The following is a 20,689-nucleotide window of genomic DNA, read 5'->3' as shown; positions in this document are numbered from 1 at the left end:
CCACTCGGCGGGCGTGCAGTCGGCCCGGACCAGGGCGACGGCACCGACCGCGCCGGCCGGGATGCCGGGCGCCAGCAGGGCTGCGACGACGAGCCAGACCAGATGCTGCCGCGACCACGCCACGGCCGCACCGACGACCGCCGCCGCCATCAGTGCCAGCACCACGACCCAGAACCAGCTCGTGCCTCGCCCGCAGGCCAGCTCGCCCCGAGGCGATGCCGGGGCCGGGATGAGGCCCTTGTGCGCGGTGTCGACGCACGAAGCGGAGAAGTAGTAGGCGACGCTGACCAGGACGAGGAAGGCCGAGGTCCACGCGACGACGAGCCCGACGGCGGCGAGGAGGTGCGTCCACAGGGGCCGCCCGAAGTGCGGATGCGCGGCGAGCGTCACACCTTGGGAGGTACCCCGGCCGGGCATGTCTCAAGCCGGCCCGTCTCGGCGAGACATCCGTCATACCCAGACCAGGTGACCCGCCGGTAGGTTGTCGGAACGTGAGCGAGCGAACCATCCAGCACCGCGTCCCTCGTGCCTCCTGCGCGCCCGGAGCCCCGCGAGGTCGAGCATGAGCCTCAAGAGCGCCAGGGACTTCTTCCGACCGCTCGCTGTGGGCGCTCCCGCGCCGCTGCGCGAGATCCCCGCCCGGCCGAGCCGCGCGATCCACTTCTTCGACCCCAGCAACGAGAAGATGGCCGCGAAGGTCCCCGGGATGATCGGCACGGTCGACGTGCTGCTCGGCAACCTCGAGGACGCCATCAAGGCGGACAACAAGGTCGCCGCGCGCGAGGGCCTGGTCCGGATCGCCCAGTCGACCGCCAATCTCGGTGGACAGAGCGGCCCGACCCAGCTGTGGACCCGGATCAACGCGCTCGACAGCCCCTGGGTGCTCGACGACCTGACCACGCTGGTGCCCGCCATCGGCGACAAGCTCGACGTGATCATGGTCCCGAAGGTGCAGGGCGCCGAGGACATCCACTACATCGACCGCCTGCTCGCCCAGCTCGAGGCGAAGGCTGGCCTCACCAGGCCGATCCTCGTGCACGCGATCCTCGAGACCGCCCGCGGCGTGGCCAACGTCGAGGAGATCTGCGGCGCCAGCCCGCGCATGCAGGGGCTCTCGCTGGGCCCGGCCGACCTCGCGGCCGACCGCAAGATGAAGACCACCCGCGTCGGTGGCGGCCACCCCGGCTACCTGGTCCGCCAGGACCCGCCGCGCGGCACCGACAGCGCGGAGACCGATCCCGTCTTCGATCCGGGCCGCGCGATCTTCCAGCAGGACCTCTGGCACTACACGATCGCCAAGATGGTCGACGCCTGCGCGATGCACGGCATCTACCCCTACTACGGCCCGTTCGGCGACATCGCCGACGTGGTCGCGTGCGAGGACCAGTTCCGCAACGCCTTCCTCCTCGGCTGCGTCGGCACCTGGAGCCTGCACCCCAAGCAGATCGCGATCGCGAACCGGGTGTTCTCCCCCAGCGTCGAGGACATCGCCCACGCCCGCCGGGTCGTGGCCGCGATGGGCGACGGCACCGGCGCGGTGATGATCGACGGCAAGATGGAGGACGACGCCTCCCTCAAGCAGTGCCTCGTGCTCGTGGAGCTCGCGGAGCAGCTCGCCGCGATCGACCCCGAGCTGAAGAAGCAGTACGACGCCATCGAGACCGTGGAGGCCTGAGCAGATGAGCGACTCATCCCAGTTCCGGCCCCGCCGGTCCGTGCTCTACATGCCCAGCTCCAACGAGCGGGCGCTCGAGAAGGCCAAGACCATCGCCGCCGACGCGATCATCTTCGACCTCGAGGATGCGGTCGCCCCGGACGCCAAGCCGTCCGCCCGCGAGGCTGCCGCGGCCGCGGTGCAGTCCGGCCAATACGGCCGTCGCGAGCTGATCATCCGCATCAACGGCATCGGCACCGAGTGGCACGACGACGACATCGCCGCCGCCGCCAAGGCCGGCCCGGACGTCCTACTGGTCCCGAAGGTGAACTCGGCCGAGGAGGTCCACCAGCTCGTCGCCGCCCTCGAGGCCGCCGGCGCGCCGGAGCGGACGAAGCTCTGGGCGATGGTCGAGACCCCGATCGCGATGCTCAACGCACTGTCGATCGCCCAGGCGCACCAGCGACTGACCGGCTTCGTGATGGGCACCAACGACCTCGTCAAGGAGCTGTACGCCGAGCACGTTCCGGGGCGGCAGCCCGTGATCACCGGCCTCGGCCTCGCGCTGCTCGCGGCCCGCGCCGCGGGCATCGTGATCATCGACGGCGTCTACAACGACGTGAAGAACATCGACGGCTTCCTGGCCGAGGTCGAGCAGGGCCGGCAGATGGGCTTCGACGGCAAGACGCTGATCCACCCCGGCCAGGTCGAGGGCGCCAACGCCGGCTTCGCGCCGAGCGAGCAGGCGGTTGAGGATGCCCGGGGCCTGATCCAGGCTTGGGAGAACGGCGCCGGCAGCGGGGTCGTCACCTACAACGGCAAGATGGTGGAGAGCCTCCACGTCGAGTCGGCTCAGCGCACGCTGTCGATCCACGAGGCGATCCAGGCGCTGCAGGGCTGAGGGGTCCGTCGGTCGGGTGCGATGGCCGCACTCACCGACGGAGCCCGCGCTGGTCCCGCCGGAGCGGATGGTCCTCGGGGATCTCGACGACGACGATCCGCACGCCGTCGGGGTCGGCGATCCAGAGCTCGACCAACCCCCACGGCTCCTCGCGGGGCTCGCGCAGGATCCTCACCTTCTCCCCCAGCAGCCGACGATGTTCGGCGTGCACGTCGCGGACCTGCATCCACAGGGCGACCGCCTCGCCCGGTGGTGCCGCCGCCCGACCGCTGACCTCGAGCAGGCCGTTGCCCAGGTGGAAGACCAGGCCCGGCGCCTCGGGGCTGCCGAACTCCCGGTAGACGGCGAGACCCAGCGTGTCGCGGTAGAACCGCTGGCTGCGGGCCGGATCGGTGGGATGGAGCAGGACGCGACTGCTGAGGACCTCCACGCACCCATCCTGCCTGTCGCGCGACGAACCGCCCCGACCCGACGTGGACCCCGGCGCAGGGCTGCCGTCCCGACTCCTACGCTTGCCGCGTGAGCGGCCTCCTCCTGCGCGACGTTCGGCTGGTGCCGGTGCGAGCGGAGGACCGCGCGCCCGACCGGCCCGTCGACGTACTCCTCGAGGACGGGCGGGTGACCACGGTCGGCGAGGCGGTGTCGCGGCCGCAGGGCGTCGAGGAGTACGACGCCGCGGGCCGTTGGCTGATGCCGGGACTGTGGGACACCCACGTCCACCTCGGGCAGTGGACGCTCTCCCGGGGGCGGCTCGACACCAGCGCCCTGCGCTCCCCGGAGGAGGCGACCACGCTCGTCGCCGCCGCGGTCGCGGAGCGCCCGGGCAGGCCGGTGATCGGCTGGGGCCACCGCCCCGGCACCTGGTCGCACGAGCCGACGACCGCCGACCTCGATGTCGCCGCGGGCGTGACGCCCGTGGTGCTGATCGCCGGCGACGCCCACCACGCGTGGCTCAACAGTGCGGCCCAGGCGGCGCTCGGCCTGCCGCTGCGCGAGGGGATGGTCGCGGAGAACGAGTGGTTCGAGGCCTACGAGCGGCTCACCGCGCTCACCGCCGACGGCGACGACCCGGCGTCGTACCGCCGCACCCTGGACGAGGCCGCCGCGATGGGCGTGGTCGGCCTGGTCGACTTCGAGTTCACTGGCGGCGTGGAGGCCTGGCGCGAGCGCTGGTCGGAGGGTTGCGACCGGCTGCGGGTGAAGGTCGCGGTGTACGGCGACCAGCTGGGCCCGGTGCTGGGCGAGGGCCTGCGGACCGGTGACCTGCTCCTGCCCGGCGAGAAGCGGCTGACCATGGGCCCGCTGAAGGTGATCAGCGACGGCTCGCTCAACACGCGCACCGCCTGGTGCCATCAGCCGTATGCGCACGGCGCTCCGGAGGAGCATCCCGCCGGTGCGCCCAACCTGTCCGGTGAGGAGCTGGTCACGCTGCTCGCCCGCGCCCGCGCGAACGGCCTCGAGGTCGCCACCCATGCCATCGGCGACGCCGCCGTCGAGCAGGCCATCGACGCCTACGAGACCACGGGCGCCACCGGCTCGATGGAGCACGTGCAGCTGGTCACCTCCACCGACGTGCACCGGCTCGCCCGGCTCGGCCTGCGGGCCAGCGTGCAGCCGCACCACCTGGTCGACGACCGCGACCTCACCGAGGCGGTCTGGCCCGGCCGGTCCGACCGCTGCTTCGCGCTGCGCTGGCTGGCGGACGCCGGGGTGACGATCTCGCTGGGGTCCGACGCCCCGGTGTCACCGCTCGACCCGTGGCTGGCCATCGACTGCGCCGTACGACGCACCGGCGACGACCGCCCCGCCTGGCACCCCGAGCAGGCGCTGACCCGGCAGGAGGCGCTGGCCACCTCCACGGGTGGGCGCGGGATGGTCGCCTCCGGCGTCGGCGCCGACCTGGTGCTGCTGGACGGTGATCCGCTGCACGAGGTGCGGCCGCGGGTCGCGCTGACAGTGGTCGCCGGCGAGGTCGTGCACGACGCCCGGTGACGGAGGACGGCGTGGGTCAGCCCTGGTCGGGCTCGGCCTCAGCGCCCGGCACCCGCTGCGCCGTGGACTTCTTCGCAGGCTTCCTGGTCGCCGGCTTCTTGGCCACGACCTGGGCCACGTCGGCGGGCGTGACGTCCACGTCGCTCGGGTCGGCGGCGGCGTCGATCCTCGTCATCGGCTTCTTCGTCGGCGCCTTCTTGGCCGGCTTCGGCTTCTCGACCGGGGCCGGGTCGAGGCCGAGCTCCTCGGTCACGTTCACCGGCTCGGTCCGCGGGCTCGAGCCGGGCTCCTCCTCCACCGCGGGCGCCACGCTGGATTCCTGCCCGCCGGAGTCGGCAGCCGCCGGGTCCGGCACCTTGCGTCCTCTGAGGTAGGGCACCGCACCGGCCACGCTTTCGGTGGCGGTCTTGGCCACCTGGGCACCGGCGGAGACGGTGCCCTTGGCCAGACCGACCACCGACCCGGCCATGGTCGCTGGTGCCTTCAGCGATCCGACGGCGATGTCCTTGATCCTGCCCAGCGGGTTCCTGCGAGCCACGGTGATCCCTTCACTTGCCAGTCGGTGCCGTTGGCGCCAGGCACGAATCCCTGGCGGTGGTAGACCCGCTCGGTACCCGATCCGGCGACCGTCACGCACCCGACCGCCCCTCTGATGCCGGCCTCTGATGCGGGCCTCTGGCCAGGACGGGGCGTCCGAGCACCCCTTGTTCCGATCGCGCAGACCGCGGATGCTGGTCGGGTGCTCGAGCTGAGACCCCATTGCGAGTGTTGCGGGCGGGGCCTGCCCCCGGAGTCCGAGGACGCGTTCATCTGCACCTTCGAGTGCACCTGGTGCGGCGACTGTGCCCGCGACCGGCTCCACGGCGTCTGCCCGAACTGCGGGGGCAATCTCGAGCCGCGGCCGATCCGCCCGGCCCACCTGCTCACGTCGAACCCAGCGTCGACGATCCGTGTCGTGAACCCGAACTGCTTGACCGAGCACCCGCTCGGCGACTCAGTCGGTGGGACCACGACCGCCGACCAGTGACCCTCGGAACGCGCTCGCCGTGGTTGTGCGAGGTCGGCGCGTGCTGCACGGTGATGAGGTGAGCGACGTCGAGCACCTCCTCGTCCGCGCCGCCCGAGCGGCCGCGGAGCACCGACGAACCGTCGGAGAACGCCCCATCACTCCTCGCCGGTCGGCCGAGGACGTACGAGCGGCGTTCGCCGGCCCGCTGCCCGAGGCACCCACGGACCCCGACTCCGTCCTGACCGAGCTGCTGATGGCCGCTGACGGGGCCATCACCGGTTCGGTCGGGCCGCGCTTCTTCGGGTTCGTCATCGGAGGCGCACTGCCGGCGGCGAGCGCGGCCGAGATCCTCGCGACCGGCTGGGACCAAGCGGCCTACAACGAGGCCCTCTCCCTCGCCGCGGGTGCAGCCGAGCGCGCGGCCGGCGCCTGGACGAAGGACCTGCTCGGTCTGCCGACCGAGTCGTCGACGGCCTTCGTGACCGGCGCCCAGGCGGGCAACACCGTCGGCCTCGCGATCGGAAGGAACGAGCTGCTGGCCAGGGCCGGCTGGGACGTCGCCCACGACGGGCTGTACGGCGCCCCACCGGTCCGCGTGGTCGCCAGCGAGGAACGCCACGCCACTGTGGACCGTGCCCTGCGGCTGCTCGGCATGGGCACCACCAGCGTCCACCCGGTCCGTGCCGGCCACGACGGCGCGATCGACGTGGACCACCTCGGGGAGGTCCTGGCCCAGAACGCTGACGCCCCGACGATCGTCTGCCTCCAAGCCGGCAACGTGAACACCGGCGCGTGCGACGACTTCGACCGGGCGGTCCCACTCGCGCGGCACCACGACGCGTGGGTGCACGTCGACGGGGCGTTCGGGCTCTGGGCCGGCGCCAGTCCGCGACATCGACACCTGACGCGGGGGGTGGAGCTCGCGGACTCCTGGGGAACCGACGCCCACAAGTGGCTCAACGTCCCCTACGACTCGGGCCTGGCCATCTGCCGCGACGCGAGCGCGCATGCGGCCGCGATGTCCTACTCCGCCGCGTACTTGACCGGTTCGGGGGGCACCGACCACGTGCTCGGCGATGTGACCCCGGAGTCCTCGCGACGGGCCCGCGGCTTCGCGGTCTGGGCCGCCCTTCGAGAGCTGGGACGGAGCGGCGTCGCGGATCTGGTCGATCGGTCCTGCGCCCATGCCCAGCGCATGGCCGAGCTGCTCACCGCCGGCGGGGCGACGGTCTACAACGAGGTCGTGCTGAACCAGGTGCTGGTCGGGTTCGGGGACCTGTCCAGCACCGATGCTGTCGTCGACGCAGTCCAGCGAGACGGCACGTGCTGGGTGGGAGCCACCACCTGGCGAGGCAGACGCCTGATCCGGATCTCGGTCTCGAACTGGACCACGACCGAGTCGGACATCGAGCTGTCCGCCGACGCCATCCTGCGCGCGGCGACCTAGCGGAAGCGACAGTCCCGGAGGAGCTGACCTGATCCTCAGGCGAAGCTGCTACGGATGGCTGCAGCGACGGCCTCGGGTGCATCGGACTGGACGAAATGGCCGGCCCCGGGAACGGGCACGACGGTGCTGGCGGGCAGCAAGCGCCTCCAGCGCTCGAGCTCGCGCTCCTGGAACGCCACGTCCTTGTCAGCCCACACGATCAGCGAGCGACGGTCGGCGAAGCGCGCTACGGCTTCCTCGGTCTCTTCAAGCAGCTGGCGCTCGCCGAGAATCGCTGCGGGCAGGACAGACGCCGCGCGGCGTGCGGTGGGCGTAGCCATCGCGTCGCGATATGCCTGCATCTCGTCGTCTGTCAGCTTCCGGAGCCGGTGACCCAACGGAAGCATCACGTTGACGAACATGTTGAGGCGGGTGATCGCGAGCCGGCCGAGTGGGCCGCCCATCAGTCTCGAAGCGATCTCGAAGCGAGGATCACCGTTGACGGGCCACGCCCAGGTGTTCGCGATGACCAGACCGCGCACGCGTGCCGGGTCCTGGGCTGCCGCGGTGATACCGATCGGGCCACCCCAGTCCTGCATGGCCAGGACGTAGTCGCGCAGATCGAGCTGCTCGACGAGACCTGCGACCACGGCGGCGTGCTCGCGGACGGTGTAGGTGTAGCCCTCGCCGGCGGTCGAGCGACCGAAGCCCGGATAGTCGGGCGCAACGCAGCGGAACGAGGAGGAGAGGCGGTCGATGACGCCTTGCCAGACCAGCGACGAGGTCGGGTTGCCGTGCAGCATCAGCAGGGTCGGCCCGGAGCCCTCGTCGACATAGTGGACCCGGTTGCCGTTGATGGTGGCGAAGCGCGACACAGTCGTCATAGACTTTAGAAAATCAAGTGTCACGGTTGTTGTCAACAGGGAGATCGCATGTCCAAGACCTACGGTCAGTACTGCGGCCTCGCCCGTGCCCTCGATCTCGTCGGCGACCGCTGGAGCCTGCTCATCGTCCGCGAGCTGCTCATCGCACCGGCTCGGTTTCGCGACCTGCAGGCGGGTCTTGGCAGCATCGCCACCAACTTGCTGACCGACCGGCTGAACACCCTCCAGCGAGCTGGAGTCATCGAGCGGCGGACCGAGGGGGCCAGGCCCGTCTACGAGCTGACGCCGCTAGGGGCCGGGCTGCGCGAGCCGATCGAGGCCCTGGTGCGCTGGAGCACGCCGCTGATGACTCCCGGGCCCGCAGAGGACCGCGCGGATGCGCGCTGGCTCGCCGTCGCGCTTCCGGCGCTCCTTGCCGGGAAGGCGAACGGCGACGGCGAGGAGATCGCGATCCGGGTGGACGGTGTGGATCTCACACTGGCGGCGGGCGATGCCGGCATCGAGGCGGAGGTGCGCACGCGTTCCTCCGAGCGAGAGCCGCATCGGGTCTCGATGACCACCGCGTTGGCGGCCGCTGTCCTCAGCGAGACATGGAGCGACTTCCGGCGATCGATCATCCAAGGGGCAGCGATCTAGCGCCAGCCGGTCAGCTTGCCGGGGTTGACCACCATCCACACGTCGGTGACGAGTCCGCCGACGACCCGGACGTTGAGGACTGCTCGCACCTCCCCGTTGTCGGTCAGGGTCAGCCCGAGCCCGTCGGCGGTGACCCGCTCCACGACGGCCCAGGTCGACCTCTTCCTGAGCACGCCGACCAGGAACCGCGCGACCCGCGTCGGCCCGACCACCGGTTTCCGGGCCGCGCTCACCACGCCGCCGCCGTCGGAGTAGAGGGTGACCGAGGGGTCCAGCAGCGCGGTGAGCGCGTCGAGGTTGCCGCCGGCGGCGGCCGCGACGAACGCCCGAACCACCGCGTCGTGCTCGCCGGGCCGGGCGACGATGTCGCGGTGGTCGGCGACTCGGCGCCGGGCGGAGGTCGCGAGCTGCCGCACCGCTGCGGGTGAGCGGCCGACGATCTCGGCGATCTCGGGGAAGGGCAGCGCGAACACGTCGTGCAGCACGAACGCCACCCGCTCGGCGGGCGTCATCGCGTCGAGAACCACCAGCAGCGCGGTGCTCACGGTGTCGTCGAGGGTCACTCGATCGACCGGGTCGAGCGCCGACCCGTCACCCAGGAGACCCGCCGGCACCGGCTCGGGCAGCCACTCGCCGACGTACTGCTCCCGCCGGGCGCGCGCCGACTTCAGCACGTCGAGGCAGATCCTGCTGGCGACCCGCGTCAGCCAGCCCTGCGGATTGCCGATCGCCGCGCGCTCCTCCTCGGTGAGCCGGTACCAGCGCAGGTAGGTCTCCTGCACCGCGTCCTCGGCCTCCTCGAGGGTCCCGAACATGCGGTAGGCGAGGGCGATCAGCCGTCGCCGTTCCGCCATCACCACGTCAAGGTCGTCCATCGGCGCTCCTTCGCTCCTCACACCATGACGAGTCGCGCAGCCGGAGTGTGAGGTGGCGACCTCACACTCGGGTACGCCGCCTCGTCATCCCGGGGAACGCCCCCGAACCCGCGGGCCATCGAGAACAGGAAGTCATCATGCTGCCGCACGTCAACCTCACCAAGCTCTTCCCGGCTGCCTACGAAGCCCAGCTCGCCGCAGACAAGGCCGCCGAGGAGGCCGCGGTGACCGCAGGCCTCGACCCGCTGCTCGTCGAGTTGGTCAAGGTCCGCGCCTCGCAGCTCAACGGCTGCGCCTTCTGCCTGCGCATGCACACCCGCGACGCGCTCGCGAAGGGCGAGACCACCGACCGCCTCGCCCTGGTCGCGGCCTGGTGGGAGTCGCAGTACTTCACCCCACAGGAGCAGGCGGCGCTGACCCTGGCCGAGCGGATCACCCGGATCGGCGACGAGCACGCCGCGCCCGCCCCGCAGGTCGACATCGAGGGCGTCCTGGAGGAGAAGCAGGTCGCAGCCGTCGTCCTGCTCACCATCGTCATCAACACCTGGAACCGGATCGCGGTCGCCAGCCACTACCCGGTCGCCCCCTGAGGCGGCTCATGACCCGGGTGCTCACGGTGGTCTCCCGCCTGCCTCGGAAGAGGCGGCTCACCGGGACAGCAGCCGGGTCATGGCCGCCCTGGCCTCGTCGTACGCCTCGTCGATGCCGCCGGCGGTGCGGACCACGATCGCTCCCTCGTAGAGCAGGTGCACCTGGGCGCCGACCACCTCGGGGTCCGGGATCCCAGCCTCCTCGACCAGGCGCACGAAGAGGGCCCGCATGTCCTGCTTGTCCTGACGGATGACGGCGTTGCCCGGGTGATCGGTGCCGCCGATCTCGGCGTACGCGTTGACGAAGGCGCAGCCCCGGTCCTGCCCCTTCAGCCACTCCTCGAGCGCGTCGATCACGGCCAGCACGCGCTGCGGGCCGGGCTCGGTGGCGTGGCGGTCGAGGTAGTCGGTCAGGTAGGCGGCCCACCGGGCCGCCCGCCGGGAGAGGTAGGCGGCGACCAGCTCGTCCTTCGATCCGAACCGGTCGTAGAGCGTCTTCTTGGTGGTCCCGGCCTCGTTGGCGATCAGGTCGACGCCGACGGCCCGGATGCCGCGCTCGTAGAACAGCGCGCTGGCGGTGTCGAGGATGCGGGCACCCGTCGGGGTGTGCGGGTTTCGGACGGTCGTGGTCACAGTCACCTCCAGAGGAGACTGCAAGTATACAGACCGGTATGGTTCCCTCGGTTGCATGACCCGTCTCGCCCCTCTCGCACTCGTCATCCTGTGGAGCTCAGGCTTCGTCGGCGCCACCCTGGCCGCCCGGTCGGCACCGGCGGAGACGACCCTCCTGTGGCGGTACGTCGTGGTGGTCGGGCCGCTGTGCGCGTGGGCGCTGTGGACCCGACGTCGGTACGACGCCGGGTTCCTCGTGCGAGAGGGCGTGATCGGGATCCTCGCCCACGGCGGCTACCTCCTCGCCGTCTACCGAGCAGCCGACCTCGGCGTCCTTCCCGGCACGTCGGCGCTCGTGGCCTCGCTGCAGCCGCCGCTCGTGGCGGCCCTGCTGTGGATCGCTTCGAGCGGCAGTACCGATCGGCGCCAGGCGCTGGGGCTGCTGACCGGGCTGGTCGGCGTGCTGCTCGTCGTGGGCAGTGGCCTGAGCGGCGCGGGCGGTTCGGTGGGACTCGCCGTGGTCGGCCTCGGCACGCTCAGCCTGACCGCCGCGACCCTTGTCGCCGGCCGCTGGCCCCAGCCCGAGCGGCACGGCGTGCTCGACTCGCTCACCGTGCAGGCCGTGGTCGCCCTCGGCTTCTTCGCCGCCCTCGCGCTTGCGACCGGGAGGGCCGCACCTCCTCCCGACGCCGACTTCTGGCTGGCGGTCGCCTGGCTGGTGGTGCTCGCGTTCGTCGGCGGCTACGGCACCTACTTCTACGTGCTGCGAGTCTCCGGGCCGGTCGTCGTCAGCGCCTGGCTCTACCTCACCCCCGCGACGGCGGCCGTCTGGGCGTGGCTGATGTTCGGGGAGCCGCTGACCGTCCGCTCCGCCGTCGGGTTCCTCGTCGCGGCCGCGGGGGTGGCGGCCGTCGTACGGCCGCAGCGGGCGGTGTCGCCAGATCTCCGCGTGGCGACACCTGCTCGCGCTTGCACGTCAGCCGTGGAGTGACGCACCTCAGACCTGGTCCCTGACGACCTCGTAGGTGAGGTGCGTCGCCCGCGGCGACTCGATGACCTGCCGCTGGACCAGCGTCGTTCGGCCGACAAGGTCGAAGAGCCGGGTGCCGCCCCCCAGGACCAGCGGCGACAGGTGGATGCGGAGCTCATCGACCAGCCTCGCCGCCAGGCTCTGGTCGATGACGTTGGCGCCGCCCATCACGAAGACGTCCTTGTCGCCGGCAGTGGCCCGGGCCTGGTCGATCGCGGCTGCGACACCGGAGGTCACGAACCGAAACCTGGATGCGAGCCGCACCTGGGTGGGCGGTTGGTGGGTGACGACGAAGCACGGCGGTGCCGCCGACTGGTTCTGGTCATGTCCGTACCCGACGTCGTCGCTCCAGCCGTTCGGCCCGTCCACGATGTCGAACAGCCGCCGCCCCATCACCACCGCGCCGGTCTCCTCGAAGCTGCGCGCCAGCACCGCTGCGTCCACGGCGGAGCGGGGCTCCTCGAGCACCCAGGCGTGGAGCGCTTCGCCGCCGATACCGAGACCGTGCTCCTGGTCCACCCGCGGTGCGGTGACGTAACCGTCGAGCGACATCGAGATGTCCGCGATGACCCTGCTCATGCTCACTCCTCCAGACTCTGATGCCTGGACTGACCCGGAACGTGGTCAGAACTCACCGGCGCGGCCAGCGCGGAGACAGACCCTGCCTCACCGCCGAAGCTGCGAGACCTCGACCAGGCGCTCGAGCTTGTGCGGGTTGCGAATCGCGAAGATCTGCGTGATCCGGCCGTCCTCGATCACGAACGACACCGCGGTGTCGTTCTCGCCGCCGGGGTCGATCCGCGCGGCGATCCCGCCGTTGAGCTCGACAACGAACGCCTTCGCGTCGGGCGCGAGCTCCGCGAAGCGCGCCATCACCGGAGCGAGCTTCGCGGCACCCCGTACCGGCTTCGGGATCGTGGGGGCGAGGCCGCCGCCGTCGCCGACGACGAGCACGTCGGGGGCGAGCACCTCGAGCAGGCCCGGCACGTCGCCGGTGGTCAGGGCGGAGAGGAACCGTTCGACGACCTGCTCCTGCTCGGCGCGGCTCACCGACATGCGCGGCCGCCGAGCGGCCACGTGCTTGCGGGCGCGTACGGCGATCTGCCGCACCGCAGCGGGCGACTTGCCCAGCGCCTCGGCGATCTCGTCGTAGGGCACGTCGAAGACCTCGCGCAGCACGAAGACCGCGCGCTCCGTCGGCAGCAGGGTCTCGAGGACCGCCAGCATGGCGATGGACACGTTCTCGGCGAGCTCGACGTCCTCGGCCACGTCGGGGCTGGTGAGCAGCGGCTCGGGCAGCCACTCCCCGACGTAGTCCTCGCGCTGCCTCGCCACGGTGCGCAGCCGGTTCAGCGACAGCCGGGCGACGATCCGGACCAGGTAGGCGCGCGGCTCACGCACCTCCGCGCGCTCGGTGTCGGCGAGCGCGGCCCACCGCAGCCAGGCCTCCTGCACCACGTCCTCGGCGTCGACGGCCGAGCCCAGCATCTCGTAGGCGACGGTGAACAGCAGGCTGCGGTGGGCGACGAAGTGGTCCACGCTCATGACGCGGACGCTACTCCGGGGCGCTCGGCCAGCGGCTTCATGCCACACGCCGCCGCGAAACCGTCGGACTCGATGCCGAGGGCGACGTTGCCGCGCGTGGTCAGGTTGGCGAACCCGATGACGGACGTGAGCTCGACGACCGCGGCCGGCCCGAGCTGGGCGTGCAGGCGGTCGACCAGCTCGTCGGTCACGGTGGGCGGGGTCTGGCTCATCGCCTCGGCGTACTCCAGGACGTCACGCTCCAGCGGCGTGAACCTGTCCGACTCCCGCCACCGCGGGATCTCCCGCGCCTTGTCGACGTCGAGGCCGCGGTTGCGCGCCTCGAAGTAGTTGAAGTCCAGGCACCAGGTGCAGCCGACCAGCGAGGCGACGGCCATGTGGGCGAACGACTTCAGGCTCTCGTCGCAGGCGTCCCACTTCTCGAGCTTGCTGCCGAGGCCGAAGCTGGCGAACAGCACCTTCTGGTTGTGCCAGAACACGCCCACGGACGTCGGCACCATGCCGAGCCGCTTCGTGATCATCCGCTTGATCAGGGCTCCCTTGATACCGGTGATCTCGGCCGGGGGGATGCGGGTGGTGTGCTCCATGGCTCCTCCTGTGTAGGTGGTCATGCCATGAAGACACCGGCCGGGCGACGGATGTGACACGTCGGTGCGGAAGACCCGCGACCGGCCGAGCGAAGCTGACGCTTCTGAAGGGCAGTGCATGTCGCACGCGGTCGCCCAGATCGCGTTCCCTAGTCTGTGGGCGTGGCCCTGGTCAGGTTCGACAAGCGCTCACGCCGGTGAACGCGGGCCCCTGTGGTCCGGTCGCCGGTACCTGGCACGTCCGTGGCGGTGGTACGCCGAGCTGGTGCTGCTGACCGGCTGCAGTCTCCTCGCTCCAGTGCTCGCCGTGGCTGATGGCCGAGAGGTCGCGGCCTGGATCGGCGCGATCGGACTGTGTTGCGTGCTGGTCAGCCCCGGCTTTCGCGTCCCCCGCGGCGTACCGGTGGCACTGACTGGACTCGTCGCTGCCTACGAAGCGGCCCTCGTGGGCAGGTTCGACGAGGCCCAGTGGGCCATCCTCCTGGGGACCGGGTTGATGGCGATCCTGGCGATCAGCGTTCTCGGATTCAACGACGAGGCCGACCGTCGACGGACCTGGGGCGAGCCGCGTCGGGTACTGCCCGTGGAGCCCGGCCCTCTCGTCGGGTGGCCGAATCTTCGCTCGCGACGCCGCAGGCACCTCGTGGATGCTGGCGGCTTCGTGGCGGTGGGCCTGCTGTGCGCCGCCTACGGCCTCCACCAGGGCGACGCCTGACGCGGCTGGGTCGCGGCCCTGGGCATCGTGGCCGTGGTGCTGAGTCCCTGGCTTCGTGCTCCGGCATGGCCACTTCTGTGCTGGGCCGGCGTCACCGTCTCCTTGGCAGGCGCGGTCGCTTCTTCCGCGCTGATCAGCGTGGCTGGAGTGGCCTTGTTGTCGATCATGCTGTTCTTCATGGTCCGCGACACCGCATGGTCCGGCGTGGAACCGGCCGGCTGCCCCGCCGCTGAGTGTCAGCTGGTCGAGCTCGGGAACTCGAGACGACCCTCGACCTTCAGGCCCTGCCCGTCGGAGTACTCCGACGCGAGCGTGGCGTCGATCGTCAGTTCGACCTCGACCGGGTCGCAGGAGGCACGGACAACCTCCAGGGTGCCGGTCGATTCCTCCTCGACGCTGGATGCTTCCAGGTCCGGCATCATGCCGACGAAGACCAGAGCATTGGCCGGGCCGCTCTCCTCGTCGCCGGCGTCGATGGGCAGCTCGAACGTGCGTCCACCTTCGACGTCCGATGGGACGATCTCGATCAACAGGTGGGAGCCGTCCACGACGGCAGTCACCCGGACGATCTGCACCTTGGGGTCGTACTCGCTCGGCACACATTCGGCCTCGATCGGTTCGAGTGTGACGCGACGGCCGTCCGACTCCGTGGCGACCAGCCCGTCCGGCAGTTGCGCAGCAGGGTCCCGAGCCGGGGACTCAGAGGTGGCCCCGCATCCGAACAGCAGAAGGACCGAGGGCGCCAGGAGCAGCCGCGCGACAACGAGGGAGAGCTGGCCGGGTGCGACTCGGAAGCAGGACACCGGGCGACCGTACGGCGAACCTCACCATCTTCGTGCCGAATCGGAGGTGATGGAGGAAGACAGGGCGGATCCACTCAGGCCGACCCGCAGTCTGCAGCCGCGGGCGCGACACCCTGCGCCACTGCGGACCTCGGTTCGGCAGCGAGTGCCTGCACGCGCGGATCCTGCGCAAGCGCTCGGCGAGCGCGATGCAGCCGGACACGCGCCGTTCCGGGTCGCACGCCCAATGCGATTGCCAGCTCCGCCGGCCTGAGCCGTTCCCACTCGACAAGTTGGAGTACCTCGCGGTGGCTGTCGGGCAGGCGGGCCAGAGCGACCCTGACGGCAGCGATGACCTCAGTCGATTCGCGGTGCGGCACTGGGGCGCCCGCATTGGCGCCAGCTTCCGTGAGCGCCACTTCCTCCATCGCGTGCCGACGCGCGTCCGACGCCACGAGGGTTCGTGCGACCCCGAACAGCCATGCCCGGCGGAGTACGGATGGGGGCAGGTCTGAGCGCCGGCGCCACGCCACGGCGTATACCTCGGCCACCAGGTTCTCTGCATCGCCCGCCGAGCGCCGTTGCACGTAACCGAACACGTCGCGGACGGTGGTTCGATAGAGCTGCTCGAACTCGTCGGAGCTGATGATCCGATTCACGTCAGTCCTGCCCGTCCAGCACGGGAGTCGCCTCCCGGTGCGGAAGCGCCGGGACCAGGTCAGCCCAGCAGTCCTCGAGCAACTTCCCCATGCGTGCGATGTCGGCGCCGCTCGCCGCCTGCACGACATCTGGCAGATACGCGAACTCGGTCTCCTGCGGGTAGTACGTGCCGGTCCTCCCGGAGTCCGTGTCCGTCCACCGCTCTTGCGGTCCGTAGATCTGTTCGGGGTCGATGTCCGTCACGGCTGGCCAGGAGACCGAGGCCTGGAGGGCGGCGATCGCCTCGTTGCGCTCACTGGTGCTGCCGGACTTGGTCGAGGCAGCCCACTGGTTGCCCCACGCGCAGATGGCGTCGCGAGCAGCCTGGGCTCGAATGCCGCCGCTGACCATGCCGACCGAATGACCGGACCGTCGTGCGTCCGCCACGTCCTGGTCCCGGATCTGGATGTCGATCGCGCGAGCGATCGCGCGGCTCTTCGCGTCGGGGAACTCGATGTCCGCGGTGAGTTCGTCATAGACCTGCGGGTAGTCCGGAGCCATCGGATCGATGTGTTCACCAGGTCCGCTGAGCTCTCGGATCTCGGGGTCGGTGACCGCCCGCCCTGTGTGTGCGCTCCAGACCTCTGCTGCCGCCACACCACCAGCTCCCAGCACGAACGCGGCAAGACCAGCACCGGCCACGACCCGGCCACGACGGCGATACCGCGGGGGCTTCTCATTCATCTCGGCCGCCACACGGCTCCAGACGCGGTCGATTGCGACCTCACACGGAGGATCGACGGCCGGCGCCGCCGCAGTCAGCAGCCGTCCGACTCCCTCGTCCATCCTCGTCGCGCGCATTGGTCCTCCTCGGAGTTCAGCATGGGCCGTCACCCCTACATGTCGAGGCGTTACAAGCATGGAGTGCCACCGTCTCCGAACGGAGCCCCACGCGGCACGCTCAGCGGCAGAGTCGGCGGGCGAGCGTTGCGGCCCTGGTTGTGGCAGATGGGGGTTCGGGCGTCTACGGGGGTCGAGTGCATGGAACCGTACTGTCTGGACCGTCGTCCCACCCGCGAGCCAATTCGTCATGCGCAGCCTGCGCAAGGAGTGGTGCCAATGTCTCGTCCTCTTGTCATCAGAGCGATGGCTGTTGGGCTGTTGACCGCCTGCGGCACGACCGAGGATCAGCCCAGCATTGCGGAAGACGCCACGTACGCGGACTCTGCGCCTCCGTAGGGTGAGGCCGTCGACTACTTTGCCTACACCCATTGCGGGGTTGAAAGCCTTCGGATCGACGGGCGCTGGTGGCACGCAGTCGAGCCTCTGTACGGCGACGACGGACCAGGTAGTGCGCCCCACGGGTGGGGCGACCCGTACCAAGAAGGCGAACTGACCCTCAACTCCGATGACAGCATCACCTTCGAAGCGGAGGGCGAGGAGGTCCACTTCGTCCCCGCGGCTGAGAACAAGCCGATGAGGATGTGCCGCTAAGCACGGGGTCCCGGCATGAGCGAGCTTGCACGCACGGCCGCCAGCGCGACATGAGTCAGACACCACGCTTCGGCCAGCACCAGAGCGCCGACACCTACAGCAAACTGGTTGCGATGCCGATCAAAGCGAGCACGCCACCGCCCGCTCCCACGATGCGGAGGACCGCGGCATAGGGCGGTCGCTTTCTCGATGATCGCGACGCCAGCTGCGTGGCAGCAGCCCCCTGAGGATGGGGCCGACCGTGACGCAGGGGCTGGCGGGCAACGGTCATGCGGGAGTGCGCAGTGATGTGGGGAACTAGACCCTCGAGTCGAGCACGTTGAGCCAGCGATAGCCGAACCCTTGGTAAAAGTTTCTTGACCGCGTCTTCGGTAACCCGGCAGGCTTCCAGAAACGCCGGGACCGATGGCTCCCGGCGACACGACCCCCCGGAGGCAAGTGATGAGCTGGTTCGTTATGGCGCTGAAGAAGTACGCCACGTTCTCAAGGCGGGCGCGCCGCAAGGAGTACTGGATGTTCTTCTTGTGGGCGGCCCTGATCGTCCTCGGGTTGGCGATCATCGACAACCTCGTCGGGACCTACGACGAAGCGACCGGCTGGGGTCTCCTCTCAGGCCTCTTCAGTCTGGCGATGGTGGTTCCGTCCATCTCGGTCACCGCGAGGAGGCTCCACGACATCGGAAAGTCTGGTTGGCTCCAGCTGCTCTTCCTGATCCCGCTCGTCGGCTTCATCCTCTGGATCATCTGGATGGTCACCGACGGCGACAGCCACACGAACCAGTACGGTCCCAGCGTCAAGGGTGGGTTCGGGTACGACACCCGACAGGCCGCGGTATAGCTCACGCTCCTGATTGGTCGGGGCCTGCGCTGGTGGGCGAGCGTCGTTGAGCGCCGTCCTGATGCGGCGCTGGTCTGGTCAGGCGCTGCGCAGCTGGACGCTGGCGTCGCGCGTCAGCTCCCGATGGCCGACGGCCAATGCCTCGGCCTCGCGACGCGGCAGGAATCCGGAGTCGAGCCGGCAGTCGTGGCACACACAGACCGCCCTGCGTCCCAGGTGCACGATCTCCACCACGTGAGGGTGACAGTCGTCGGCGCCGAGGCCGTGGTCGTGATCGCGTCGGTGTGCGGCCGCCATCGTGCATGCGGCCACCTCGGTGACCATGTTCATCGGTTGCTGCTCCATCGTCGCCCCCTGTTGCTCACCCGGACAGTCCCACTCTGCTGTGTGGGTGTCGTCGGTCCCTTCGTCCATTGCAACCCCAAGGCCCCGTCGATTCTCTGCATTTCGCTCGGCGTGGCCGAACGGCCGTCCTCGAGTGCCACAGACGGCCTACTGGGCTCACCCGTAAGGACTACTTGGGGACGCCTTTGATACGGCCGAGTCGTGGGTTTCTGCGGGAGGCCAGACATCGCTCTCGCCGTGAGCTGAGCGACGCTGCTGGGCTTGACTCACAGGACTGCGCCGCGTGGCGCCACCTCGACGGCGGCAACGCCCCTGCCAAAGAGCAACATGAGCCGGTCACCATGCTGGGTGCGAAGCACGCCGGACTCTCCTGCGAGCGTATCGACGACTCGTTGAATGACCTCGTTCTCGTCGACCGCGTCGTGCTCATACATGACGTCGATCTGGTCACCACTGACGAGTCGGACCCGCAGCACTATCTCCACCATGCCCACGCACCCTAGATCCAGCCATGCCTGGCTTTTCGCGGCCAACTCCCGCTCTGGAGCAAGAGTAGGTCGCTGGCCGCCGAGCAGCATCGAGACTCAGCGTCAGGATCACGCCAGCAGATCTGCGACTCCGAGAGGAACGGCCCCTCAGTGGCGAACGATGTGCGCGTACTGCCCACACACGTCCACTGAAGGGCGCTCCTGCAACCAACCTACTCCGCAGTCGTCTGGAGCACGACCGGCTGCGGACAGAAAACGATTCGGCCGAACTCTGATCAGCGGGCATCCCTGCCAGCCGCGATGGCCCTCACAGGCTATTGCGAAGGGCTTTCTGGGAATGTCGGTGTCCCCGGCCAGGATCACGCATGACTGACACACTCCGTTCAGGCTGAGCCGGTCAGAGCCGGAACGCATTGCACCACGTACCCGTGGCTCATCGGAGATCCTGTCTCCAGTTCGCGGCGAAATGACACGCGTGTGCGGTCCTGCGGGAGTGCGCGAGTTGTCGGCCAGCGGGCGACAACTGCCGTCAACGCCAGATCATGCAGGTGGACCGTCCAGCAGGGTGGGTACGTACTCCATCATCTGCAGTCGGGCGTCAAAGGTGCGATGGTCGACGGTCTCGAGGGCGACATCAGGCCAGCCGGCGTAGAAGTTCTCGCGTCCGGTCGCACCGGTGACGACCGGGAACACAACCACTCGGAACCGATCGACCAGGCCGGCGACCAGTAGCGACCGACATAGACTGAGGCTGCCGATGGTGCGAAGGGGGAGGTGGCCGTCCTGCTTCATCCCACGGACAACCTCCACCGCGTCCCGGGCGACCAGTCGGGTGTTGGCCCACGTAAGTGGCTGCTGCAGCGTGGAGGAGAACACGACTTTGTCCATGTCGGTCAGCGCGCCGATGTCCTCCTCGCCGGACTCCAGGAACCCAGCGAACAAGCGGTAAGTGGTAGCGCCCATCAGGACGGTGTGCGGTGCTGTCGCGTCCTCGCCCAGCCACGCGAAGTACTCGGGGCCGCCCATGCCCCACAATCCCGGCCAGCCCTCCGCCGACGAGAACCCGTCCAACGAGGTGATGACATCGACCATCAGGCCCGGCATGGGTCGCCCCCTCCGTGGTGGTCCCTCGACCTTGCCTCAACGGCACGACGGGCACAACCGCGACACCGGCCCCTGGCCCCCCGAATCCGCGCACCAGTCGGCCGAATAACTGACGCGCACAGGCGGCGCAATAACGCATCTTCTCGACCGCCCTCGCGGCGTGATCGGGCGCATTAATGAGTGCGGATTTCGTTCCGCAACTGTCACCATGAACCCGTGACGGACTTCGACGCGGACACAGCGATCGCCGTCGGCGGATGGGACCCCCGGTATGCACGAGTGATTGACGTGCAAGTCGAGGGCGATGCTGCTGCCGCTCTGGTCGATGCGAACGGCGACGGCGCCGACCTCAACGTCGACATCTATCGCCGTGGTAGCGACGGACGGTGGGTGGAGGTCGCCAGCGGCAACGGATCGATAGGGGTTCAGGGAGTGCTTGCCACCTGGACCGACGACGATCGACTAGTCCTGACTCGCACAGACGACGACGACATTCCCACCTAGCCCAGACGAGGCAATGCCCTGTCAGAGCACTGACAGCGGC

At 69.8% G+C, this 20,689-nt stretch carries 26 protein-coding genes; 11 read left to right on the top strand and 15 right to left on the bottom strand.

Going from position 1 to position 20,689, the window contains the following annotated elements; all coding sequences use genetic code 11:
- Nucleotides 1-417, bottom strand: a 417-nt coding sequence (locus tag E7Z54_RS17510) for a hypothetical protein (protein ID WP_136435900.1), incomplete at its 3' end; no start/stop codon positions are given.
- 145 nt (nt 418-562) lie between these two features.
- On the opposite strand from E7Z54_RS17510, the gene E7Z54_RS17505 reads away from it, so the two are divergent.
- Together E7Z54_RS17505 and E7Z54_RS17500 are read left to right on the top strand one after the other, a co-directional pair.
- Entirely contained in the window at nt 563-1,675 is a 1,113-nt protein-coding gene (locus tag E7Z54_RS17505; protein ID WP_136435898.1) for an HpcH/HpaI aldolase/citrate lyase family protein, read from the top strand.
- A gap of 4 nt (nt 1,676-1,679) precedes the next feature.
- Complete coding sequence (locus E7Z54_RS17500; RefSeq protein WP_136435896.1) at nt 1,680-2,555, top strand: HpcH/HpaI aldolase/citrate lyase family protein; 876 nt, start codon at nt 1,680-1,682, stop codon at nt 2,553-2,555.
- Between the two features lie 31 nt (nt 2,556-2,586).
- Here E7Z54_RS17500 and E7Z54_RS17495 read toward each other — a convergent pair whose 3' ends face one another.
- The gene (locus E7Z54_RS17495) at nt 2,587-2,985 is read right to left on the bottom strand and encodes a VOC family protein (protein WP_136435893.1); all 399 of its coding nucleotides are present in this window, start codon (nt 2,983-2,985) and stop codon (nt 2,587-2,589) included.
- Between the two features lie 89 nt (nt 2,986-3,074).
- Between E7Z54_RS17495 and E7Z54_RS17490 the strand changes: the two genes are divergently transcribed.
- Nucleotides 3,075-4,547 carry an amidohydrolase gene (locus tag E7Z54_RS17490; RefSeq protein WP_136435891.1) on the top strand — a complete coding sequence of 491 codons (1,473 nt, stop codon included), beginning with the start codon at nt 3,075-3,077 and terminating at the stop codon, nt 4,545-4,547.
- A gap of 16 nt (nt 4,548-4,563) precedes the next feature.
- On the opposite strand, the gene E7Z54_RS17485 is transcribed toward E7Z54_RS17490, so the two are convergent.
- Nucleotides 4,564-5,085 carry a hypothetical protein gene (locus E7Z54_RS17485; RefSeq protein ID WP_136435890.1) on the bottom strand — a complete coding sequence of 174 codons (522 nt, stop codon included), beginning with the start codon at nt 5,083-5,085 and terminating at the stop codon, nt 4,564-4,566.
- A gap of 114 nt (nt 5,086-5,199) precedes the next feature.
- Here E7Z54_RS17485 and E7Z54_RS24430 point away from each other — a divergent pair, with 114 nt between their 5' ends.
- Both E7Z54_RS24430 and E7Z54_RS17475 read left to right on the top strand, forming a co-directional pair.
- Nucleotides 5,200-5,574 carry a DUF1272 domain-containing protein gene (locus E7Z54_RS24430; protein WP_378526879.1) on the top strand — a complete coding sequence of 125 codons (375 nt, stop codon included), beginning with the start codon at nt 5,200-5,202 and terminating at the stop codon, nt 5,572-5,574.
- 58 nt (nt 5,575-5,632) lie between these two features.
- Nucleotides 5,633-7,003 carry a pyridoxal phosphate-dependent decarboxylase family protein gene (locus E7Z54_RS17475; protein ID WP_136435886.1) on the top strand — a complete coding sequence of 457 codons (1,371 nt, stop codon included), beginning with the start codon at nt 5,633-5,635 and terminating at the stop codon, nt 7,001-7,003.
- A 35-nt stretch (nt 7,004-7,038) separates the two neighbouring features.
- Here the strand turns inward: E7Z54_RS17475 and E7Z54_RS17470 are convergent, their stop codons facing one another.
- Nucleotides 7,039-7,866, bottom strand: a complete 828-nt coding sequence (locus tag E7Z54_RS17470) for an alpha/beta fold hydrolase (protein WP_136435884.1) — start codon at nt 7,864-7,866, stop codon at nt 7,039-7,041.
- A 48-nt stretch (nt 7,867-7,914) separates the two neighbouring features.
- Here E7Z54_RS17470 and E7Z54_RS17465 point away from each other — a divergent pair, with 48 nt between their 5' ends.
- Entirely contained in the window at nt 7,915-8,502 is a 588-nt protein-coding gene (locus tag E7Z54_RS17465; protein WP_136435882.1) for a winged helix-turn-helix transcriptional regulator, read from the top strand.
- Here the strand turns inward: E7Z54_RS17465 and sigJ are convergent.
- Nucleotides 8,499-9,377 carry an RNA polymerase sigma factor SigJ gene (gene sigJ, locus E7Z54_RS17460; protein ID WP_136435880.1) on the bottom strand — a complete coding sequence of 293 codons (879 nt, stop codon included), beginning with the start codon at nt 9,375-9,377 and terminating at the stop codon, nt 8,499-8,501. The genes E7Z54_RS17465 and sigJ overlap by 4 nt on opposite strands.
- Before the next feature lie 137 nt (nt 9,378-9,514).
- Between sigJ and E7Z54_RS17455 the strand changes: the two genes are divergently transcribed.
- Nucleotides 9,515-9,967 carry a carboxymuconolactone decarboxylase family protein gene (locus E7Z54_RS17455; RefSeq protein WP_136435878.1) on the top strand — a complete coding sequence of 151 codons (453 nt, stop codon included), beginning with the start codon at nt 9,515-9,517 and terminating at the stop codon, nt 9,965-9,967.
- Between the two features lie 57 nt (nt 9,968-10,024).
- On the opposite strand, the gene E7Z54_RS17450 is transcribed toward E7Z54_RS17455, so the two are convergent.
- Nucleotides 10,025-10,606 carry a TetR/AcrR family transcriptional regulator gene (locus E7Z54_RS17450; protein ID WP_240769759.1) on the bottom strand — a complete coding sequence of 194 codons (582 nt, stop codon included), beginning with the start codon at nt 10,604-10,606 and terminating at the stop codon, nt 10,025-10,027.
- 49 nt (nt 10,607-10,655) lie between these two features.
- On the opposite strand from E7Z54_RS17450, the gene E7Z54_RS17445 reads away from it, so the two are divergent.
- Nucleotides 10,656-11,570, top strand: coding sequence for a DMT family transporter (locus E7Z54_RS17445; RefSeq protein ID WP_168798399.1), 915 nt, complete (start codon nt 10,656-10,658; stop codon nt 11,568-11,570).
- Nucleotides 11,571-11,576: 6 nt separating this feature from the next.
- Here the strand turns inward: E7Z54_RS17445 and E7Z54_RS17440 are convergent, their stop codons facing one another.
- From E7Z54_RS17440 to E7Z54_RS17430, 3 genes are all read right to left on the bottom strand, one after another.
- Nucleotides 11,577-12,188, bottom strand: a complete 612-nt coding sequence (locus E7Z54_RS17440; protein ID WP_136435872.1) for a dihydrofolate reductase family protein — start codon at nt 12,186-12,188, stop codon at nt 11,577-11,579.
- Nucleotides 12,189-12,275: 87 nt separating this feature from the next.
- Entirely contained in the window at nt 12,276-13,154 is an 879-nt protein-coding gene (locus tag E7Z54_RS17435) for an RNA polymerase sigma-70 factor (protein ID WP_136435870.1), read from the bottom strand.
- Nucleotides 13,151-13,765, bottom strand: coding sequence for a carboxymuconolactone decarboxylase family protein (locus E7Z54_RS17430; RefSeq protein WP_206056354.1), 615 nt, complete (start codon nt 13,763-13,765; stop codon nt 13,151-13,153). Before E7Z54_RS17430 ends, E7Z54_RS17435 begins: the two co-directional genes overlap by 4 nt.
- 283 nt (nt 13,766-14,048) lie before the next feature.
- On the opposite strand from E7Z54_RS17430, the gene E7Z54_RS17425 reads away from it, so the two are divergent.
- Nucleotides 14,049-14,456 carry a hypothetical protein gene (locus E7Z54_RS17425; protein ID WP_136435868.1) on the top strand — a complete coding sequence of 136 codons (408 nt, stop codon included), beginning with the start codon at nt 14,049-14,051 and terminating at the stop codon, nt 14,454-14,456.
- A 236-nt stretch (nt 14,457-14,692) separates the two neighbouring features.
- Here E7Z54_RS17425 and E7Z54_RS17420 read toward each other — a convergent pair whose 3' ends face one another.
- The 3 genes from E7Z54_RS17420 to E7Z54_RS23415 all read right to left on the bottom strand — a co-directional run bounded on the left by E7Z54_RS17420 (nt 14,693) and on the right by E7Z54_RS23415 (nt 16,621).
- A complete protein-coding gene (locus tag E7Z54_RS17420) occupies nt 14,693-15,259 on the bottom strand; it encodes a hypothetical protein (protein ID WP_136435866.1) in 567 nt (188 codons plus the stop codon).
- 74 nt (nt 15,260-15,333) lie between these two features.
- Nucleotides 15,334-15,897 (bottom strand): RNA polymerase sigma factor, encoded by a 564-nt coding sequence (locus E7Z54_RS17415; protein ID WP_168798398.1) that lies wholly within the window; start codon nt 15,895-15,897, stop codon nt 15,334-15,336.
- A gap of 1 nt (nt 15,898) precedes the next feature.
- Nucleotides 15,899-16,621 carry a hypothetical protein gene (locus tag E7Z54_RS23415; RefSeq protein ID WP_168798397.1) on the bottom strand — a complete coding sequence of 241 codons (723 nt, stop codon included), beginning with the start codon at nt 16,619-16,621 and terminating at the stop codon, nt 15,899-15,901.
- Nucleotides 16,622-17,812: 1,191 nt separating this feature from the next.
- Between E7Z54_RS23415 and E7Z54_RS17410 the strand changes: the two genes are divergently transcribed.
- A complete protein-coding gene (locus E7Z54_RS17410) occupies nt 17,813-18,208 on the top strand; it encodes a DUF805 domain-containing protein (protein WP_136435862.1) in 396 nt (131 codons plus the stop codon).
- Nucleotides 18,209-18,286: 78 nt separating this feature from the next.
- On the opposite strand, the gene E7Z54_RS17405 is transcribed toward E7Z54_RS17410, so the two are convergent.
- From E7Z54_RS17405 to E7Z54_RS17395, 3 genes are all read right to left on the bottom strand, one after another.
- Nucleotides 18,287-18,553: a hypothetical protein gene (locus E7Z54_RS17405; RefSeq protein WP_136435860.1), complete on the bottom strand. Its 267-nt coding sequence runs from the start codon at nt 18,551-18,553 to the stop codon at nt 18,287-18,289.
- A gap of 266 nt (nt 18,554-18,819) precedes the next feature.
- Nucleotides 18,820-19,131, bottom strand: coding sequence for a hypothetical protein (locus E7Z54_RS17400; RefSeq protein ID WP_240769758.1), 312 nt, complete (start codon nt 19,129-19,131; stop codon nt 18,820-18,822).
- Between the two features lie 450 nt (nt 19,132-19,581).
- Nucleotides 19,582-20,145 carry a dihydrofolate reductase family protein gene (locus E7Z54_RS17395; RefSeq protein WP_136435858.1) on the bottom strand — a complete coding sequence of 188 codons (564 nt, stop codon included), beginning with the start codon at nt 20,143-20,145 and terminating at the stop codon, nt 19,582-19,584.
- A gap of 216 nt (nt 20,146-20,361) precedes the next feature.
- On the opposite strand from E7Z54_RS17395, the gene E7Z54_RS17390 reads away from it, so the two are divergent.
- Nucleotides 20,362-20,649, top strand: a complete 288-nt coding sequence (locus E7Z54_RS17390) for a hypothetical protein (RefSeq protein WP_136435856.1) — start codon at nt 20,362-20,364, stop codon at nt 20,647-20,649.
- Nucleotides 20,650-20,689: the final 40 nt, after the last annotated feature.

Origin of the sequence: Nocardioides sp. (assembly GCF_004803405.1) — a bacterium.
Lineage (GTDB): Bacteria > Actinomycetota > Actinomycetes > Propionibacteriales > Nocardioidaceae > Nocardioides > Nocardioides vastitatis.
Note: the sequence above shows the minus strand (reverse complement) of the source record. Positions and strands in the feature narration are given on the sequence as shown.

Excerpts from the sequence above, each read along its gene's own strand:
- E7Z54_RS17455 (WP_136435878.1), top strand. The coding sequence starts at position 9,515 with ATGCTGCCGCACGTCAACCTCACCAAGCTCTTCCCGGCTGCCTACGAA.
- E7Z54_RS17435 (WP_136435870.1), bottom strand. The coding sequence starts at position 13,154 with ATGAGCGTGGACCACTTCGTCGCCCACCGCAGCCTGCTGTTCACCGTC.
- E7Z54_RS17470 (WP_136435884.1), bottom strand. The coding sequence starts at position 7,866 with ATGACGACTGTGTCGCGCTTCGCCACCATCAACGGCAACCGGGTCCAC.
- E7Z54_RS24430 (WP_378526879.1), top strand. The coding sequence starts at position 5,200 with ATGCCGGCCTCTGATGCGGGCCTCTGGCCAGGACGGGGCGTCCGAGCA.
- E7Z54_RS17400 (WP_240769758.1), bottom strand. The coding sequence starts at position 19,131 with ATGCTGCTCGGCGGCCAGCGACCTACTCTTGCTCCAGAGCGGGAGTTG.
- E7Z54_RS17405 (WP_136435860.1), bottom strand. The coding sequence starts at position 18,553 with ATGGAGCAGCAACCGATGAACATGGTCACCGAGGTGGCCGCATGCACG.
- E7Z54_RS17410 (WP_136435862.1), top strand. The coding sequence starts at position 17,813 with ATGAGCTGGTTCGTTATGGCGCTGAAGAAGTACGCCACGTTCTCAAGG.
- E7Z54_RS17440 (WP_136435872.1), bottom strand. The coding sequence starts at position 12,188 with ATGAGCAGGGTCATCGCGGACATCTCGATGTCGCTCGACGGTTACGTC.
- E7Z54_RS17430 (WP_206056354.1), bottom strand. The coding sequence starts at position 13,765 with ATGACCACCTACACAGGAGGAGCCATGGAGCACACCACCCGCATCCCC.
- E7Z54_RS17505 (WP_136435898.1), top strand. The coding sequence starts at position 563 with ATGAGCCTCAAGAGCGCCAGGGACTTCTTCCGACCGCTCGCTGTGGGC.
- E7Z54_RS17465 (WP_136435882.1), top strand. The coding sequence starts at position 7,915 with ATGTCCAAGACCTACGGTCAGTACTGCGGCCTCGCCCGTGCCCTCGAT.
- E7Z54_RS17500 (WP_136435896.1), top strand. The coding sequence starts at position 1,680 with ATGAGCGACTCATCCCAGTTCCGGCCCCGCCGGTCCGTGCTCTACATG.
- E7Z54_RS17395 (WP_136435858.1), bottom strand. The coding sequence starts at position 20,145 with ATGCCGGGCCTGATGGTCGATGTCATCACCTCGTTGGACGGGTTCTCG.
- E7Z54_RS17445 (WP_168798399.1), top strand. The coding sequence starts at position 10,656 with ATGACCCGTCTCGCCCCTCTCGCACTCGTCATCCTGTGGAGCTCAGGC.
- E7Z54_RS23415 (WP_168798397.1), bottom strand. The coding sequence starts at position 16,621 with ATGAATGAGAAGCCCCCGCGGTATCGCCGTCGTGGCCGGGTCGTGGCC.
- sigJ (WP_136435880.1), bottom strand. The coding sequence starts at position 9,377 with ATGGACGACCTTGACGTGGTGATGGCGGAACGGCGACGGCTGATCGCC.